Source organism: Amycolatopsis sp. cmx-8-4 (genome assembly GCF_046548675.1).
Taxonomy (GTDB): domain Bacteria; phylum Actinomycetota; class Actinomycetes; order Mycobacteriales; family Pseudonocardiaceae; genus Amycolatopsis.
This window is the reverse complement of record NZ_JAEBDZ010000055.1, coordinates 11,858-28,228: the sequence shown is the minus strand read 5'-3', so window position 1 is coordinate 28,228 and position 16,371 is coordinate 11,858. Positions and strand designations below refer to the sequence as shown.

Below are 16,371 nucleotides of genomic sequence, written 5' to 3'. Positions count from 1 at the left end.
TCCGGCTCGCCGAGACCGAAGCTATCCGCGAGTCATCAAGCGGAAGATGAGCAACTTCCCGGTCAAGCGGGCGCATCACCGACAGCGACGCCAGGACAGCAGGCCGCCTCGCTCGGCGGTGGCCATCACACCGCCGAGCAAGCCCGAATACGCCAAGAGAGCAGCCAAGATGACTTAAACGACCAGCATTGGGCCTAGACCCAGTTTCGCACGCTCGGCGCGTAGCCCTCAGGCTTGTCGCCGACCTTCAGGCCGGGCGTGACGATCCAGCTCTGGTAGCCCGGGGTGAACATCTGGTAGACCGACGCCGGCGGGACCGCGCTCGCCTCGTCGAGGAGCGTGCGCAGCTCGGCGGGGATCTCGAAGTCGAGGGCGGCCATGCTCGCGCCGAGCTGGTCGGCGCTGCTGGCGCCGACGATCGCGGACGCGATGCCCGGCTGGGTGGCGACCCAGTTGAGCGCGACCTGGGCCATCGTCACGCCGAGCTTGCCCGCGACCTCTTCCAGCGGCTTGAGCAGCTGCCAGTCGCGGTCGGTCCAGGCCGGGCCGGCCGTGGTGGTGTAGCGGCCGGTGCCGGCGTCGCGGTACTTGCCGGTGAGGAAGCCGCCGGCCAGCGGGCTCCACGCCGTGACGCCGAGGCCGAGCGTCCGGCCCAGCGGGACGTGCTCGGTCTCGATCTGCCGCTGCACCAGGGAGTACGGCAGCTGCAGGTTGATCACCGGCGTGAGCGCGTTCGCCTCGGCGTAGGTCTGGGCGCGCGAGGCGTACCAGGCGGGCACGTCGGACAGGCCGGCGTAGCGGATCTTGCCCGCGCGGACGAGGTCGTCGAACGTGCGCATGACCTCTTCGACCGGGGTGAGCCGGTCCCAGGTGTGCAGCAGGAAGAGGTCGACGTAGTCGGTGCCGAGCCGGCGCAGCGACGCCTCGAGGGCGCGGACCATGTGCTTGCGCCCGTTGCCGCCCGCGTTCGGGTCGCCGTCCGCGACGCTGTTGGTGAACTTGGTGGTGAGCACCACCTTGTCCCGGACGTTCGCCTCGGCGATGAGCTTGCCGAGGATGGTTTCGCTCTCACCGGCGGTGTAGAAGTCGGCGGTGTCGATGAAGTTGCCGCCGCCGTCGAGGTAACCGCGGAAGATCGGGCGAGCCTCGTCCTCGGTCTTCCCGTAGGCGGCGTGGAAGCCACCGGTGCCGAAGTTCATCGTCCCCAGCGCGAGCCGGCTGACGCGCAGCCCCGAGCGGCCGAGGAGGTAGTACTGGTCGAGTGCCATGGGGAAGTGCTCCTGTGCAACGGAAATCTGGTGGACTCCTCCAGGGTGCCGAGAGTTTTTTGGACCGGCAAGTCCAGTCAGCGGGTCCGTTGTGGACCAGGGTGTCAGGCGAGTTCGGCCGAGACGACCGTCGGGAGTTCGCGCAGGCGGTCCAGCAGGCGGTCCGTCTCCTCGTCCGGGAGCAGCAGTGCGCAGGCCAGGGAGCTCTCGCGGACGCCGTCGCGGATGTCGACCGAGAGTTCGTGGATCATGCTCGCCTGCTGGGTGAGGGTGCCGACCAGGGCGGGGATTCCCGCGGCGCCGCCGGTGAAGTACGTGGCGATGCGGCGGCGGACCAGCAGGGAACTGGCGAAGGACGTGGGGGCCATGACGGATCTCCGGAAGTCAGGTTCTCAGGGGATCCGGGCCAGGCCCCGGGGGCGAAACTGGGTCGTCAGCGCTGCGCGCCGGCGACCTGGTTCAGCCGGCGCGCCGGGATACGAGTCGCGAGGACGTCATCAGGCGCTGCACGGCGACAGGTTAACACGAGCTCACCCGTTCGCCGGGAAATGCGGGTCCACCAGGGCCGCGAGGTGGTCGTCGAGCAGTTCGGCCTGCCGGTCCGGCGGGAACGCGCGCGGGTCGAACAGTGCTTGGACGACCAGCCCGAGCGTGAACGCGAGCGCGCTCGCGGCGATGCGCTCGGGGTCGCCCGGGCGCAGCTCGCCTAGGCGTTGCGCCTCGACGATCAGGTCGCGCAGGCGGTCGCGGCTCTCGGCGTACTTCCGTGCGTACGCGACGCTCAGCACCGGGTCGGCCAGCGCGGTGTCCCAGGAGGACACCCAGATCCGGTTGCCCGTGGTCGCGTCGGCGGTCAGCGGCAGGATGTCCAGGAGCCTCGCGCGCACCGCGGCGAGGCCCGGGCCGGCGGTTCGGCGGGCGCGGGTGCCCGTGCGCTCGTCCAGCAGGTCGAGCGCGTGCGCGAGCAGCTCCTGCTTGCCGCTGAAGTAGTGGGTGAGCAGGCCGGTGGTGGCGCCCAGCTCGGCCGCGACGGCGCGCATCGTCAGGCCGCCGAACCCGTGCGCGGTCAGGACGCGCCAGACCGCTTCGGAGACGTCGCGGCGGCGGGCTTCGTGGTCTCCCTTGGGGCGCGGCACGCGTGTTAGCATAACAGTCGTTGTGTGAATGGGGGCAGCTGTGTTCTTCAGACCGTTGACGGAAAACGCCCGGCTCGAGCCGTTGGAGCCGTGGCAGGCCGAGGAGTTCGCCGGGCACCTCGAGCGGGCGCGCGAGCACATCCGGCCGTGGGTCGGGCCGGCGTTCGTCACCGACGACGTCGAGGGCGCGCGGGCGACCCTGCGCCGGTACGCCGAGCGCCAGGCCGCCGACGGCGGCCGGCTCTTCGGGATCCGGCTCGACGGCGAGCTGGTCGGCGGCGTGATGTTCGTGGAGTTCGACGCGGGTGTGGGCTCGTGCGAGATCGGCTGCTGGCTGGAACCGGGCGCCGAGGGCCACGGCCTGGTCACGCGGGCCTGCGAGGTCCTGCTCGACTGGGCGTTCACCACCCGCGGCCTGCACCGCGCGGAGTGGCGCTGCCGCGCGGACAACGTCCGCAGCTCGGCGGTGGCCGAACGCCTCGGCATGGTCCGTGAAGGCGTCCTGCGCGAGTACTGGCCGTACGAAGGCGCCCGCTACGACAAGGAAATCTGGGCCATCCTCGCCCCGGGCTGGGCCGACCGAACGTCGTGAGGGGCACCTTCAGGGACGAATAAGCCCTGAAGGTGCCCCTCACGGCAGGTCAGGCTCCCGCGGCGGCCTTCAGGTCCGCGGCGCGGGCGGTGCTCTCCCACGGCAGGTCCAGTTCCGGACGGCCGAAGTGGCCATACGCCGCGGTCGGAGCGTAGATCGGGCGCAGCAGGTCCAGATCACGGATGATCGCCGCCGGACGCAGGTCGAACACCTCGATGATGGCCTGCTGGATCTTCGACGGGTCCACCGTCTCCGTCCCGAACGTCTCCACGAACAGACCCACCGGAGCCGCCTTGCCGATCGCGTACGCGACCTGCACCTCGGTCCGCGTCGCCAACCCGGCGGCGACGACGTTCTTCGCCACCCACCGCATCGCGTACGCGGCCGAACGGTCGACCTTCGACGGGTCCTTGCCCGAGAAGGCGCCACCACCGTGGCGGGCCATGCCGCCGTAGGTGTCGACGATGATCTTGCGACCCGTCAATCCGGCGTCACCCATCGGGCCGCCGATCACGAACCGGCCCGTCGGGTTGACCAGCAGCCGCGCGCCGGACGTGTCGATGCCGAGGTCCGCCAGCTCCGGATCGACGACGTGGTCTTTCACGTCGACGCCCAGCATGCGGTCGAGGTCGATGCCGTCCGCGTGCTGCGACGAGACCACGACCGTGTCCAGCCGGACGGGTTGGTCGCCCGCGTACTCGATGGTCACCTGCGTCTTGCCGTCGGGACGCAGGTACGGCAGCACGCCGTCCTTGCGGACCGCGGTCAAGCGACGGGAAAGCCGGTGGGCGAGCGCGATCGGCAAGGGCATCAGCTCCGGGGTGTCGGAGCACGCGTAACCGAACATCAGGCCCTGGTCACCCGCACCCTGGCGGTTGATCTCGTCCTCATCCGACTCCACCCGCGACTCGTACGCGGTGTCGACGCCCTGGGCGATATCGGGCGACTGCGACCCGATCGCCACGTTGACGCCACACGAGTTGCCGTCGAACCCCTTCGCCGACGAGTCGTACCCGATCCGCAGGATCACATCCCGCACGATCGTCGGGATATCGGCGTAGGCCTCGGTCGTCACCTCACCGGCGACGTGGACCTGCCCGGTGGTGATCAGAGTCTCGACCGCGACGCGGCTGCGCGGGTCCTTCGACAGCAGCCCGTCCAGGATCGAGTCGCTGATGGCGTCGCAAATCTTGTCGGGGTGCCCTTCGGTCACCGACTCCGAGGTGAACAACCTGCTGCCGGACATGACGGGTCCTCGCTTCCGTGGAGTTTCGTCGGGAGTTTCTTCGGGAGTAATAGACAGCGGCAGGCACTCCCGCACGGAATGCCTGCCGCTGGTGGTGAACCCGAGTTAAAGTCTTTCCCCAGTCCCCAGTGAACTTCGGTCGAACTCGGTTTCCCCGGTGGTGCGTCGGGAGGCGGTCAGCCTTCCTTCTTCCCCGATATCGCGTGGTCGTCGCCCGGCAGCCCGATCACGGTGTCCGCCGCGTTGTCCAAAATGGACACGATCCACGAGAGCAGGTCCTGCTTCGTCGTGCTGGCGGCCTCGAGCCATCGCTGCTTCCGGTCCGCCGGCACGTTCATCTCGATGCTGAGGACGTCGCTGCCGCCCTCGTCGTCCGCCGCCCGCGCCGCCTTGCGGCTGGCCCGGACCCGGTTGCGCAGCTCGTTGCGGGACCAGCTGAACTTCTCCGCCCGATCGAGCCAGTTCTCCTGCTGTTCCTCCGGCAGGCTCGCCAGCTCCGCGTGGTGCTGGAAGCTGAGCGCCGGCCGGCGGCGGGTCACCGAGTACCGTCGCGCCACCCACGCGTAGTTGCGGAGCGTCTGATAGTCCAACGACGTCTTCGCGATCGCGTGCATGTAGCGGTCGGGGTACTGCGCCTGCCCGTAGATCAACCAGTCGCCCAGCCACCACGTCGAGGACTCCGAGATCACGAAGATCTCGTGGCCGATCCTGCTCCACTCGTCGAGCGGGATCTGGGGTGGCAGGTTGAGGCTGGTCCGCCTGGTCAGCATCCCGTCGGTGAACGGCCGGCCGGCCAGCCGGCCCGGGGGCGACGCGACCGGTGACCGGTCGGTGTCCCGCGGGCTGCCGGCCGGTTCGGCGTGCCGCGGAATGCTGCCCTCTTTGCTCGTCATCATCACCATTCGTCTCCTAGGCGTCATCGACATAGACGACCTCGGCCCGGCGAACGTGATCGCCGGGCCGCCCTGTACTCCTCCCCATTGGCCTTCTCCTCCTTCCACGATCGGGTGAATTACTTGGTGTCAGCACCCTACACGCGGGCCTGGTGCGGGGCGGGTTTTCCGGGATTCCGCGGGGCGGCTTCGCGCGCCGTTCCGGAATGCGGGCGTTGCCGCCGGCCGAGGCGCCCGGCGGCGGGGATCGGAACGGCGCGCGGCCGCCCTCGTCGTCCCATTCCGGGATAGCACCACAACGATGTGGTGGATTGGAAAAGTGATCCCGGGCACACGTCCCGCCGCCCGGGCGGGGTCCTGCCGGTTGGTCCACGCCGTGGACTAAATGAAGATCATTCGGGTTTGTCCGTTGGCTCCCCGGCCCGGCGCGCGCGTCCGCGTCCGCCGCTGCCGGTCGTGCACGAGCCTCGTGCCGAAACGGTCGTGTCCAAAGCGCCCCCAGGTGCCCCAGTGGTACGGGCCTCGTCGGGGCCCGCGTCCGGCCGAAAGCGGTCCGGGTGCGCGGATGACGCCGCGCAGAGACGGACCACCTCGGTGACCAGGTGGATTCTGGCACCGCTGTAGGCCTTTGACAAGTTGGGCGGGCTGTGTCCACGTCGGACTCGGCACCGGTTCCGCGCCGGTCCGCCGGGTGCCGCGCGCGGGCCCGGCGTCCCGCCGGCGGGACGTCCGGCCCGCCGCGGCGCGTTCCCGGTCCGGCTGGGAGCGCGACCGGAAATCGCCGCCCCGCGGCCATCGGGGAGAAGCGCTTCGATGCGGGGCCCGCACCATTGACGCCTCCGCGTCGCCTTGCCTAGTGTTCCCGATATCCACATCGCGGCATTCTCATTCTCGCCTCGCGGTCGACGTATATCGACGAATGGACCCAGAAAATGAACAAGGCCATGAAAGGAATCGTTCTCGCCGGCGGAACCGGTTCGCGGTTGTACCCCCTGACGAAGGCGACGTCGAAGCAGCTGCTCGCGGTCTACGACAAGCCGATGGTCTATTACCCGCTTTCGGTGCTGATGCTCGCCGGCATCCGGGAGATCCTGGTCATCTCGACCCCCGACAGCATCCCGGCCCTGCGCGCGCTGCTCGGTGACGGCTCCGACCTGGGGCTCGACATCAGCTACGCCGAGCAGGACCAGCCGCGCGGCATCGCCGAGGCGCTGCTGATCGGGGCGGACCACATCGACGGGAATCCGTCCGCGCTGATCCTCGGCGACAACATCTTCCACGGTGCCGGGTTTTCCCGAATCCTGCGCGGCGCCCGCGAGCGCCTCGACGGCTGCACGCTGTTCGGTTACCCGGTCTCCGATCCCGAGCGCTACGGCATCGGCGAAACGGACGAGCGCGGCTCCCTCGTGTCGATCGAGGAGAAACCGCTGCGCCCGCGTTCCGACAACGCGATCACCGGGCTGTACCTCTACGACTCCGACGCCGTCGAGATCGCCCGCGGCATCGAGCCGTCGGCGCGGGGCGAGCTGGAGATCACCGACGTCAACAAGGCCTACCTCAAGGAGGGCCGCGCGCAGCTGTGCCGGCTCGGCCGCGGGTTCACCTGGCTCGACGCCGGGACACACGACTCCCTGCTCGCCGCCAGCCAATACGTTCAGGTGATCGAAAAGCGCCAGAGCGTCCGGGTCGCCTGCCTGGAGGAGATCGCGCTGCGCATGGGCTACATCGACGCCGAGCGGTGCCGGGCCTCCGGCGAGGCGATGAAGAGCTCCGAATACGGCAAGTACCTGATCCAGCTCGCCGAGACGCTGGGCTAGGGGATGGGATACGCGGAGCTGACCCCGCACGAGCTGCTCACGCCCGGGTTCGCGGCGCCGGAGGTGACCGGGCGCGCCTGGCACGTCCGGTGGGACCGCGAGCCGGCGATCGGGCCGGACGCGCTGCCCGCCGTCGTCGACTTCTGCACCTCGGGCACCACCGGGCCGCGCCGGCAGTGGCGGCGGTACGGGCCGAAGGTGTGGGCCGAGGCGGGGATGCTCGCCGACCTCGTGGCGCCCGGACGGCCGGACGCCGTCGTCTCGTTCGTGCCGCCGGTCCACCTGTTCGGCGCGCTGGCCACGGTGCTCGTCCCGGCCCGCCTGCGCGTGCCGGCGTGGTACCGCGACGGCTTCTACGGCACCCTGCCCGACATCGGCGGCCGCCCGGTGGTGATGGCGACGCCGTGGATCTTCGAGCTGCTGCTGCGGCACCTGGACTGGGTGCGCGGGCTCGACCACCTCACCGTGCTCTACGGCGGCGCCATGCTGCCGGCCACCGCGGGCGACCTGCTGCGCGAGCTCGGCCCCGACCGGGCCCTGCTGGTCGAGGTGCTCGGCTCCACCGAAGCCGGCGGCATCGCGACGCGCACGTGGCGCGAGGGCGAGCCGCCGGAGTGGCAGCTGTTCCCGGACGTCGAGTTCGCGGGTCCGGTGACGCCGGGCGCCGAGGTGCCGCTGGCCGTCACCAGCCCGCGCCTGGCGTTCCGGCCCGGCGAACCGGAGCCGGTGTCCTGGGAGGCCGACGACCGGGTCGTGCCGCTCGGCGAGCGCTCGTTCCGGCACGCCGGCCGGGCCGGTCGCCTGGTCAAGGTCAACGGCCGCCGGATCAACCTGGACGACGCCGAGTACGCCCTGCGGGCCGTGCTCGACTGCGCCGACCTCGCGTTGCTGCCGGTCACCGACCCGAAGATCGGCGAGCACGTCGAACTGCTCGTCGCCCTCGCGCCCGGCACCGAGGTCGCCGACCTCGATCTCGCGGCCGCGTTCGCCCGCCTGGGCGTCCGGCCGCGCAAGCTGCACGTCGTGCCCCGGATCGACCGGTCCGCCCTGGGCAAGCTGCGGCACGTTCCCGCCCCCACCACACCCGACGAGGAGGTCGCAGCGAGGTGACACCGATCGCCGAAAGCCAGGGCCGCGAGCTGACCAGTTCCCTGTACCTGGGCGAGATCGTCTGGAGCGCCGACTGGGACGCGAAGATCGACCCGTGCGACGACGCGGACATCGCCCGGATGCGGGCGAGCGCGCGCACCATCGAGGAGCACCTGACCGCCGACAAGCCGGTGTACGGGCTCACCCAGGGCTTCGGGCCGCTGGTGGTGTTCGACGCCGATTCCGAGATGGAGCAGGGCAGCTCGCTCATCTCCCACCTCGGCACCGGCCAGGGCGCACCGCTCTCGCCCGACGTCTCGCGGCTGATCCTGTGGCTGCGCATCCAGAACATGCGCAAGGGCTACTCCGCCGTCACGCCGCGGTTCTGGCAGATCCTCGCCGACCTGTGGAACAAGGGCTTCACGCCGGTGATCCCGCGGCACGGCACGGTCAGTGCCAGCGGGGACCTGCAGCCGCTGGCGCACGCCGCGCTGGCGTTCGGCGGGCAGGGCCGGGCGTGGCGCCGCGACGGCGGCGGCCGGTGGATCACCGTGCCGGCGAAGGACGCGCTGGCCGCGCTGGGCCACGAGCCGGTCGACTGGCCGGTGCGGGAGGCGCTGGCGTTCGTCAACGGCACCGGCGCCAGCCTCGCCCAGTCGATCGTCAACCACCAGTCGTCGCTGCGGCTGGTGCAGGCCGCCGCGATGCTGACCGGCCGGCTCGCGAAACTGCTGGGTGCCAACCCGGAGCACTACGACGCCGGTCACGGCATCGCGCGGGGCCAGCTCGGCCAGCTCACCGCGGCCGAGTGGATCCGGCGTGAGCTGCCGGACAGCCAGACCCGCGACCCGAAGCGGCCGCTGCAGGAGCCCTACAGCCTGCGCTGCGCGCCGCAGGTGCTCGGCGCCGTGCTCGACCAGCTCGACAACGTCGGCAACGTGCTGGCCCTGGAGGTCGACGGCTGCCAGGACAACCCGATCACCTTCGAGGGGCGGCTGCTGCACGGCGGCAACTTCCACGCGATGCCGGTCGGGCTCGCCTCCGACCAGACCGGGCTCGCCATGCACATGGCGGTCTACCTGGCCGAACGGCAGCTGGGGCTGCTGTTGTCCCCGGCCACCAACGGCGACCTGCCGCCGATGCTGACCCCGCGCGCCGGCCGCGGCTGCGGGCTGGCGGGCGTGCACATCAGCGCGACGTCGTTCGTGTCGCGGATCCGGCAGCTGGTCTACCCGTCGTCGCTGACGACGTTGCCGACCAACGGCTGGAACCAGGACCACGTCCCGATGGCGCTCAACGGCGCCAACTCCGTGGCCGAGGCCCTGGAGCTGGGCTGGCTGGTGATCGGCTCGCTCGCCCTCGGCGTCGCGCAGCTGGCCGTGATGACCGACGCGCCGCCGCCCGACGGCGGGATCTGGGCCGAGCTCGCCGGGATCTCCCCGCCGCTGGCCGAGGACCGGCCGATGGCGGCCGAGGTGCGGGCCGCGCGCGACCTGCTCAACCGCTACGCCACCGACGCGCTGGCCAACGGCGACGCGGGATGAGCCTCGAGATCAAGGGGATCTCGCTGCAGGTCGACGAGGTGTCCGAGGAGGTCGCCGCGCACGACCTGCGCGCGATCAGGGAGCAGCTGCACTGCACCGACGTCATCCTGATCGGGATGGACCTGCCGAAGCTGTTCACCGCGGCGCACAACGCCCTGGCGGCCGGCCTCGACGTCTGGATCGAGCCGCACCCGGTGGACATCGGGCGGCGCAAGGTGCTGCGCACCCTCGAGGTCGCCGCGCTGGCCGCCGAGCAGCTGCGGCGCGGCTTCCCCGGCCGCGTCAACCTGGTCGTCGGCTGCGAGTTCTCCCTGCACCTGGCCGGGATGATCCCCGGCAGGCCGGAGGCGATGCGGCTGCTCGTCACCATCCACTGGCGGCGGCGCTTCGAAAAGCGGATCAACCGCAAGGTGAACCGGCTGCTGGCGCGGGCGCTGGGCCGCGTCAAGCCGGTGTTCGGCGGCCCGGTCACCTACGCGGCGGCGTCGTGGGAGGACGTCGACTGGTCCGGCTTCGACTACGCCGGGGTGAACCTCTACCGCACGGCGTCGAACTCCGCGCAGTTCGAGGTGCGGCTGAGGGAACGGCTCGCGCGCGCCGGGAAACCGCTGCTCATCACGGAGTTCGGCTGCGGGGCCTACGTCGGCGGCGCGCAGCGCGGGCCGGGATCGTTCAAGATCGTCAACTGGCTCTCGGTGCCGCCCAAGATCCGCAAGGGCAACATCCGCAGCGAGCGGGTGCAGGCCGCCTACGTCGGCGACATGATCGACGTCTACGCGCGCAACGACGTCCACGGCGCGTTCGTCTACACGTTCGCGTTGCGCGACTACCCGCACTTCGCGGATCCCTTGCGGGACCTGGACATGGCGTCGTTCAGCGTCGTCAAGATCGATCCCGACGACCTGGACCGCTGGGAACCGAAGGACGTGTTCCACGAGATCGCGCGCCGGTACGCCGTTCCGGCGGTTCAGCTCGCCGGGGGTGGCCGCGCTAGCATCGAGCAACCATGATCGGTTAGACCGCTTACGGGGGACCCATGGAAATTCACCAGCTGCAGAAGCACGATCGGTTCCACATCCGGCAGAAGCAGAAGCTGATGGTCATCCGCTACCACGTCTACGCGGACGACGGCCAGGGCCAGCCGGGTGACCTGGTCGCCTTCATCGAAGAGAAGCGCCTCACGTTCAAGGAACACGCGACGTTCTACACCGACGAGAGCAAGGAAACGGTGCTCGCGAAGTTCCGTTCCCACAAGGTGGAAGAGCTGTCCAGCGCGTACCAGGTGCTGGGCGCCGACGGCGACGAAGAGGTGATCGGCCTGTTCGGCAAGAAGTTCGGCAAGTCGTTCTACCGCTCGACCTGGGTGCTCGACCAGGACGGCCGTGACCGCCTGACGGTCAGCGAGCGCAGCCAGGGCATGGCGGCGTTCCGCCGGATCTGGAAGCTGGTCCCGTGGCCGGGCGACGTCGAGGTCCCGTTCTTCTGGAAGTACCACTTCGACTTCACCCGCGGCGAGGACCGGGTCGTCGGCGCGGTGGAGAAGACCGCGCGGCTGTCGGACAACTACCTGCTGCGCCTGGAAGACGACGAGATCGACCGCCGCCTGGCCCTCGGCCTGGCGATCGGCCTGGACGCGTTGCAGTACAACTGATCCCCTACGGCGCCGCCCAAAGCCGTGAATGGCCCATCAAGGGACTCAGAGTCCCTCGATGGGCCATTCACGGCTTTCCGGGTTCGGCTGGGCGGGGCCCGGAGCGCCCCAATGTGGCGTTGGGTGCGTCCAACGCGCCCAATGTGGCGTTCGGTGCGTCCAACGCACCCAACGCCACATTGGGGAGTTTGAGGGCCGGGTCAGGTGAGCTGGTGCTTGCGGGTGAGCTGCTCGAGCTGGGCGACGACGTCGTTCGGGCCCGGCTGGGCCTCGATATCGGCGCGTAGCGCCTGGGCTTGGGTGCGGAAACCCGGCTCCGTGAGGAGTCGTTGTAACGCGTCGCGGACCGCCGGGCCGGTGGCGTCGTCCGAGTGGACTGTCAGGCCCGTTCCCTGCTCCTCCAGCTTGCGGGCCAGCAGGGGGGCGTCGAAGTCGTACGGGAGGGTCAGCTGCGGGATGCCGTGGCGGGAGAACGTCGCCAGGGTGCCGAAACCGCCGTGGTGGATCGCCGCCGTGCACGTGGCCGCCAGGGCGTCCAGGGGGACGTACGGGACCACTCGCGCGTTCGAGGGGATCGGGCCCAGTGACTCCGGGTCCGCGATCGTCGCCACCACTTCGATGTCCATTGTGGACAATGCGGCCAGGATGTCGCGGACGTTCACCGTGTAACCCGAGTACTCCGTCGCCGACGTGCCCAGGGTCAGCGCGACGCGGGGCCGGTCGAGCGGCTTGGTCACCCAGGGCGGGACCACGGCCGCGCCGCCGTACGGCGTGTAGCGGACCGGGAGCGCGTCCAGGGAAACGGCGAGGCTCGGCGGGAGCGGGTCGAGGGTGAAGTGCCCGGCACGCAGGTGCTCCTCGTACGGGAGGCCGTGACGGGACGCGGTTTCGGTGAGCCATCCGGTGAGGCGGTCGGTGGCGGTGAAACGACGGATCCAGTCGTGCGTGACGCCCAGGAAGTCCGTGCCGAACAGCACCCGGCCGTGCGCGGCGCCGCACGCGTGGGCCGCCAGGGCGCCGCTGTAGGTGAACGGTTCCCACAGCACCAGGTCCGGCCGCCACGCGCGGGCGAACTCGACCGCGCCGTCCAGCAGTGGCTCGTTGTCCTCGCCGAACGCGTACGTCACCATCATCTCGAACGCCTCGGCGCGCTCGTCGGTCCAGTCGGCCGGCGTCGGCGTGAACTCCGCGAGGTCGTACGGCTTCGGCAAGCCGCGCCGCAACGCGTCGCGCGCCTCCTGCGCCTCCGGCGTGTCGTCCTCGGGGTCGGGTTCCGGGTCGTGGCCGAGCGGGACGGCGGTGAGGCCGGCGCGGGTGATCGCGTCGGTGAACCCCGGCGTGCTCGCCACCCGGACCTCGTGCCCGGCGGTGCGCAGCGCCCACGCGAGCGGCGCCAGCGCGTAGAAGTGCGTCAGCTGGGGCAGGACGCAGCACAGGACCTTCACGGCCGGCCTCCGCGGTGTTTCGTGGTCAGTTCCTCGAGCCGCGCGACGACGTCGTTGGGGCTCGGCATCGCCGCGATCTCCCCGGCCAGCGCGGTCGCGGACGCTTGGATGCCCTTGTTGCCCAGCAGCTGCTCGACACTCCACCGGATCCGGCGGCCGCTGGCCTGGGCCGGGTCGACCGTCAGCCCGGCGCCCTGGGCCGCGAGCTTGCGGCCCAGCAGCGGCGCGTCGAAGTCGTGCGGCAGGGTCAGCTGGGGGACGCCGTGGCGGGCGAACGTCAGCAGCGTGCCGAACCCGCCGTGGTGGATCGCCGCCGCGCACGTCGGGGCGAGGGCGTCGAGCGGCACGTACGGCACGGCTCGTACGTTGTCCGGCACCGGCCCGTCGACCGTCGCCACGACCTCGACGTCCATTGTGGACAACGCGGCGAGCAGGTCGGTCACCTGCACGGTGTAGCCGCCGTACTCGAGCGTCGCGGACGTGCCCAGGGTGACCGCGATCCGCGGGCGTGGTGGGGTTTCCCGCAACCAGGCGGGAACTTCCGCCGGGCCGCCGTAGGCGACGTACCGCGCCGGGACGTAGTCCAGCTCCGGCGACGACAACCGCAGCGGCGACGGCAGCTGGTCGACGGTGAAGTACCCGGACCGCAGGTCATCGGTGTAGGGAACACCCAACGAAGCGGCCGTCGAAGTCAGCCACCCGGTGAGCCGGTCGTCCGGGACGTGAGCGTGGATCCACTCGTGCGTGACGCCGAGGAAGTCCGTGCCGAACAGCACCCGGCCGTGCGCCGCCCCGCAGGCCGCCGCGGCGAACGCGCCCGCGTAGGTGAACGGCTCCCACAGCACCAGGTCCGGCTGCCAGGAGCGGGCGAACGCGACCAGGTCGTCGAGGATCGGCGCGTTGAACTCGCCGAAGGCGTAGGTGACCATCGCGTCGAACGCCTCGGCGTGGCCGTCGGTCCAGTCCGAGCCCGACTCCGCGAGGTCGTACGGCGCGGGCAGCCCGGCCGGGGCCTCCTCGGCGATCTCCTCGTCGTCCTCGGCGTCGGTCGGCCCGACCGCGACGGCGGTGAGCCCGGCGTCCGTCACGGCTTCCGCGAAGTCGGGTGAGGTCGCGTACCGGACCTCGTGCCCGGCCGTGCGCAGCGCCCAGGCCAGCGGGACCGTGGCGTAGAAGTGCGTCAGCTGCGGCAACGCGCAGAACAGGACCTTCACGAGGCACCGCCGCGGTGCTTGACGGTCAGCGCCTCCAGCTCGCCGACCAGCTGGTTCGGCGTCGGCAACGCGTGCATCTCGTCGCGCAGCCGCGCCGCCCCTTCGGTGAACGACGGTTCTTCCAGCAGCCGCAGCACGTTCGCGCGGATCGTGCCGGCGTCGATCGGGATGCCGTGCATGTTCAGCCCGGCGCCGGTCGCGGCGAAGCGGCGGCCGATCAGCGGCTCGTCGAAGTGGTACGGCAGGGTCAGCTGCGGGACGCCGTGCAGCGCGAACGTCGAGAGCGTGCCGACGCCGGCGTGGTTGATCGCGACCGAGCACGTCGACGCGAGCGCGTGCAGCGGGATGTACGGCATCAGCAGCGCGTTCTCCGGAATGCTGCGCAGCTTCTCCTGCTCGTCCTCCGGCACGGTCGCGTACAGCTCGACGTCGAGGTCGGCGAGCGCGTCGAGGACGTCCTGGATGTCGATCGTGTACCCGGCGAAGTGGCCGGTCGCGGTGAGACCCATGGTGAGCGCGACACGCGGCTTCTCGGGCTTGATCTCCAGCCACCACGGCGCGATCGCGATGCCGCCGTAGGGCACGTTGCGCATGTGCAGGTAGTTGAGGTCGGCTTCGCACTGCAAGCTCGCCGGCATCGGGTCGATCGTGAAGTCGCCGGTGATCAGGTCTTCGGTGAACTCGAAGCCGTACTTGCGGCCGTAGGAGGCGAACCACTTGGCCAGGGGGTCCTCGGCCTGGCCGAAGCCGCGGAAGATCTCGCGGGCGCGGCCGTAGACGTCGGCGCCGAACAGGAGACGCGCGTGGGCGGCGCCGCACGCCTTGGCCGCGATGGCCCCGGCGTAGGTGAACGGCTCCCAGATCACCAGGTCCGGCTGCCACGACCGGGCGAACTCGACGAGCCCGCCGATCATGGAGAAGATCTCGTAGCGGCAGCGCTCGACGTCGTCGACGTACCCGGTGAGCATGCTCTCCCAGTCGGCCGTCGAAGGATCTTCGACGGCGTCAAAAGGCGGGTGCAGGCCTTCGCGGGCCTCCTCGAGCATGTCCTCGGTGACCTGCATGGCCACGAGCAGCCGCCGCGGGTCGACTTGCCGACCGGCCGCGACCGCGGTGAGCCCGGCCTGCGTCACCTCTTCGACGAAGTCGGGTTGCGTCGCGACGACGACCTCGTGCCCGGCCGTGCGCAGGGCCCAGGCCAGCGGCACCATCGGCTGGAACATGCTGCCCTGGTTGGCGGTGGTGAACAGGATGCGCATGGTGCTCCTCAGCGGGCGAGTTCGTGGGCTAGTTCGTTGGGGGTGGGCAGGGCCCGGATTTCCTTGCGCAGCGCGGCGGCGCGCTCGCGGAACTCCGGTTCGGTCAGCAGCCGCCGGACGTGCTCCCGGACGGCCTCGGGGGTGGCCTGGTCGCCGGGCAGGGTGAGCGAGCCGCCCTGGCCGGCCGCGCGGGCGGCGAGCGCGGGCTCGTCGAACGTCCACGGCACGGTCAGCTGCGGGACACCGTGGCGCGCGACGGTCAGGAAGGTGCCCGGTCCGGCGTGGTTGATGACGACGTCGCAGGTCGGGGCCAGGACGTCGAGCGGGACGAAGGGCACCACCCGGGCGTTGACCGGGCCCATGTCCTCCGCCACGGTGGCGACCACCTCGGCGTCCAAAGTGGACAACTCGGCCAGGATGTCCCTGACGCTCACGGTGTACCCGGCGAACTGCTCGGTGGCCGACGTCCCGAGCGTGAGGCCGATCCGGGGCCGGTCGCGGGGGCGTTGCAGCCAGTCGGGGACCGTCGAAGGGCCGTTGTAGGGGACGTACTGCATCGAGCGGTAGTCGAGGTCGGCGTCGAGGCGCAGGGACGCGGGCAGCGCGTCGAGCGTGAACTCGCCGGTGATCAGGTCTTCGTCGAAGTCGAAGCCGTACTTGCGGCCGTACCCGCTGAGCCAGTCCTTCAAGGGGTCGGCACCAGGTGAGAGGGCGAGGAAGCGTTCGCGCGTCACGCCGAAAACGTCGAGGCTCCACAGGAACCGCGCGTGGGCCGCACCGCACGCCTTGGCCGCGATCGCGCCGGCGTACGTCGTCGCTTCCCAGATCACCAGGTCGGGCTGCCACGCGCGGGCGAACTCGACGAGCCCGGGGACGAGCGCGAAGTTGTTCAGCTTGTGGCCGTGCTCGATCATCCGCTCGTACCCGGCCCGCATCTCCTCGACGCCGACCGGCCGCAGCGCCGCGTCGTACGGCGACGGCAGGCCCGCGCGGTCGGCCTCGGCTTCGGCCGGGTCCAGGGAGAGCAGCCGCCGCCAGGTGTTCGTGCGTTCCCGCCCGACGGGCACCGCGGTGAGCCCGGCCGCGGTGATCGTGTCGGCGAAAACCGGGGGCGCGGCGACTCGGACCTCGTGCCCGGCCGTGCGCAACGCCCAGGCCAGCGGCACCATCGGCTGGAACACCGTGGACTCGGGGTAGGTGGCGAACAGGACGCGCAT

At 70.8% G+C, this 16,371-nt stretch carries 15 protein-coding genes; 6 read left to right on the top strand and 9 right to left on the bottom strand.

From position 1 onward, the window contains the following. Positions 1-194 precede the first annotated feature (194 nt). The 3 genes from ACLJQZ_RS47395 to ACLJQZ_RS47385 all read right to left on the bottom strand — a co-directional run bounded on the left by ACLJQZ_RS47395 (position 195) and on the right by ACLJQZ_RS47385 (position 2,404). A complete protein-coding gene (locus ACLJQZ_RS47395; RefSeq protein ID WP_410628181.1) occupies positions 195-1,268 on the bottom strand; it encodes an aldo/keto reductase in 1,074 nt (357 codons plus the stop codon). 104 nt (positions 1,269-1,372) lie between these two features. Then, positions 1,373-1,636, bottom strand: a complete 264-nt coding sequence (locus ACLJQZ_RS47390) for a hypothetical protein (RefSeq protein ID WP_328644464.1) — start codon at positions 1,634-1,636, stop codon at positions 1,373-1,375. A 162-nt stretch (positions 1,637-1,798) separates the two neighbouring features. Beyond that, entirely contained in the window at positions 1,799-2,404 is a 606-nt protein-coding gene (locus ACLJQZ_RS47385) for a TetR/AcrR family transcriptional regulator (RefSeq protein ID WP_410628179.1), read from the bottom strand. 55 nt (positions 2,405-2,459) lie between these two features. Here ACLJQZ_RS47385 and ACLJQZ_RS47380 point away from each other — a divergent pair, with 55 nt between their 5' ends. Further along, the gene (locus ACLJQZ_RS47380; protein ID WP_410628178.1) at positions 2,460-2,996 is read left to right on the top strand and encodes a GNAT family N-acetyltransferase; all 537 of its coding nucleotides are present in this window, start codon (positions 2,460-2,462) and stop codon (positions 2,994-2,996) included. Positions 2,997-3,045: 49 nt separating this feature from the next. Here ACLJQZ_RS47380 and metK read toward each other — a convergent pair whose 3' ends face one another. Together metK and ACLJQZ_RS47370 are read right to left on the bottom strand one after the other, a co-directional pair. Then, a complete protein-coding gene (gene metK, locus ACLJQZ_RS47375; protein WP_410628176.1) occupies positions 3,046-4,242 on the bottom strand; it encodes a methionine adenosyltransferase in 1,197 nt (398 codons plus the stop codon). Positions 4,243-4,418: 176 nt separating this feature from the next. Continuing rightward, positions 4,419-5,135, bottom strand: coding sequence for an LmbU family transcriptional regulator (locus tag ACLJQZ_RS47370; protein WP_326943873.1), 717 nt, complete (start codon positions 5,133-5,135; stop codon positions 4,419-4,421). 944 nt (positions 5,136-6,079) lie between these two features. On the opposite strand from ACLJQZ_RS47370, the gene rfbA reads away from it, so the two are divergent. From rfbA to ACLJQZ_RS47345, 5 genes are read left to right on the top strand one after another with little or no spacing between them, the layout of a single operon-like run. After that, positions 6,080-6,952, top strand: a complete 873-nt coding sequence (gene rfbA, locus ACLJQZ_RS47365) for a glucose-1-phosphate thymidylyltransferase RfbA (RefSeq protein ID WP_410628174.1) — start codon at positions 6,080-6,082, stop codon at positions 6,950-6,952. A gap of 3 nt (positions 6,953-6,955) precedes the next feature. Beyond that, complete coding sequence (locus ACLJQZ_RS47360; protein ID WP_410628173.1) at positions 6,956-8,062, top strand: long-chain fatty acid--CoA ligase; 1,107 nt, start codon at positions 6,956-6,958, stop codon at positions 8,060-8,062. Next, complete coding sequence (locus ACLJQZ_RS47355; RefSeq protein WP_326958642.1) at positions 8,059-9,585, top strand: aromatic amino acid ammonia-lyase; 1,527 nt, start codon at positions 8,059-8,061, stop codon at positions 9,583-9,585. The genes ACLJQZ_RS47360 and ACLJQZ_RS47355 overlap by 4 nt, the downstream gene beginning before the upstream one ends. Beyond that, complete coding sequence (locus ACLJQZ_RS47350) at positions 9,582-10,595, top strand: hypothetical protein (protein ID WP_326943870.1); 1,014 nt, start codon at positions 9,582-9,584, stop codon at positions 10,593-10,595. The genes ACLJQZ_RS47355 and ACLJQZ_RS47350 overlap by 4 nt, the downstream gene beginning before the upstream one ends. A gap of 26 nt (positions 10,596-10,621) precedes the next feature. Beyond that, positions 10,622-11,236 (top strand): hypothetical protein, encoded by a 615-nt coding sequence (locus ACLJQZ_RS47345; RefSeq protein WP_410628170.1) that lies wholly within the window; start codon positions 10,622-10,624, stop codon positions 11,234-11,236. Positions 11,237-11,436: 200 nt separating this feature from the next. On the opposite strand, the gene ACLJQZ_RS47340 is transcribed toward ACLJQZ_RS47345, so the two are convergent. From ACLJQZ_RS47340 to ACLJQZ_RS47325, 4 genes are read right to left on the bottom strand one after another with little or no spacing between them, the layout of a single operon-like run. Then, complete coding sequence (locus ACLJQZ_RS47340; protein ID WP_410628169.1) at positions 11,437-12,681, bottom strand: nucleotide disphospho-sugar-binding domain-containing protein; 1,245 nt, start codon at positions 12,679-12,681, stop codon at positions 11,437-11,439. Beyond that, positions 12,678-13,895: a nucleotide disphospho-sugar-binding domain-containing protein gene (locus ACLJQZ_RS47335; RefSeq protein WP_410628167.1), complete on the bottom strand. Its 1,218-nt coding sequence runs from the start codon at positions 13,893-13,895 to the stop codon at positions 12,678-12,680. The genes ACLJQZ_RS47340 and ACLJQZ_RS47335 overlap by 4 nt, the downstream gene beginning before the upstream one ends. After that, positions 13,892-15,154 carry a nucleotide disphospho-sugar-binding domain-containing protein gene (locus ACLJQZ_RS47330; RefSeq protein ID WP_410628166.1) on the bottom strand — a complete coding sequence of 421 codons (1,263 nt, stop codon included), beginning with the start codon at positions 15,152-15,154 and terminating at the stop codon, positions 13,892-13,894. The genes ACLJQZ_RS47335 and ACLJQZ_RS47330 overlap by 4 nt, the downstream gene beginning before the upstream one ends. An 8-nt stretch (positions 15,155-15,162) precedes the next feature. Then, the gene (locus ACLJQZ_RS47325; RefSeq protein WP_410628183.1) at positions 15,163-16,371 is read right to left on the bottom strand and encodes a nucleotide disphospho-sugar-binding domain-containing protein; all 1,209 of its coding nucleotides are present in this window, start codon (positions 16,369-16,371) and stop codon (positions 15,163-15,165) included.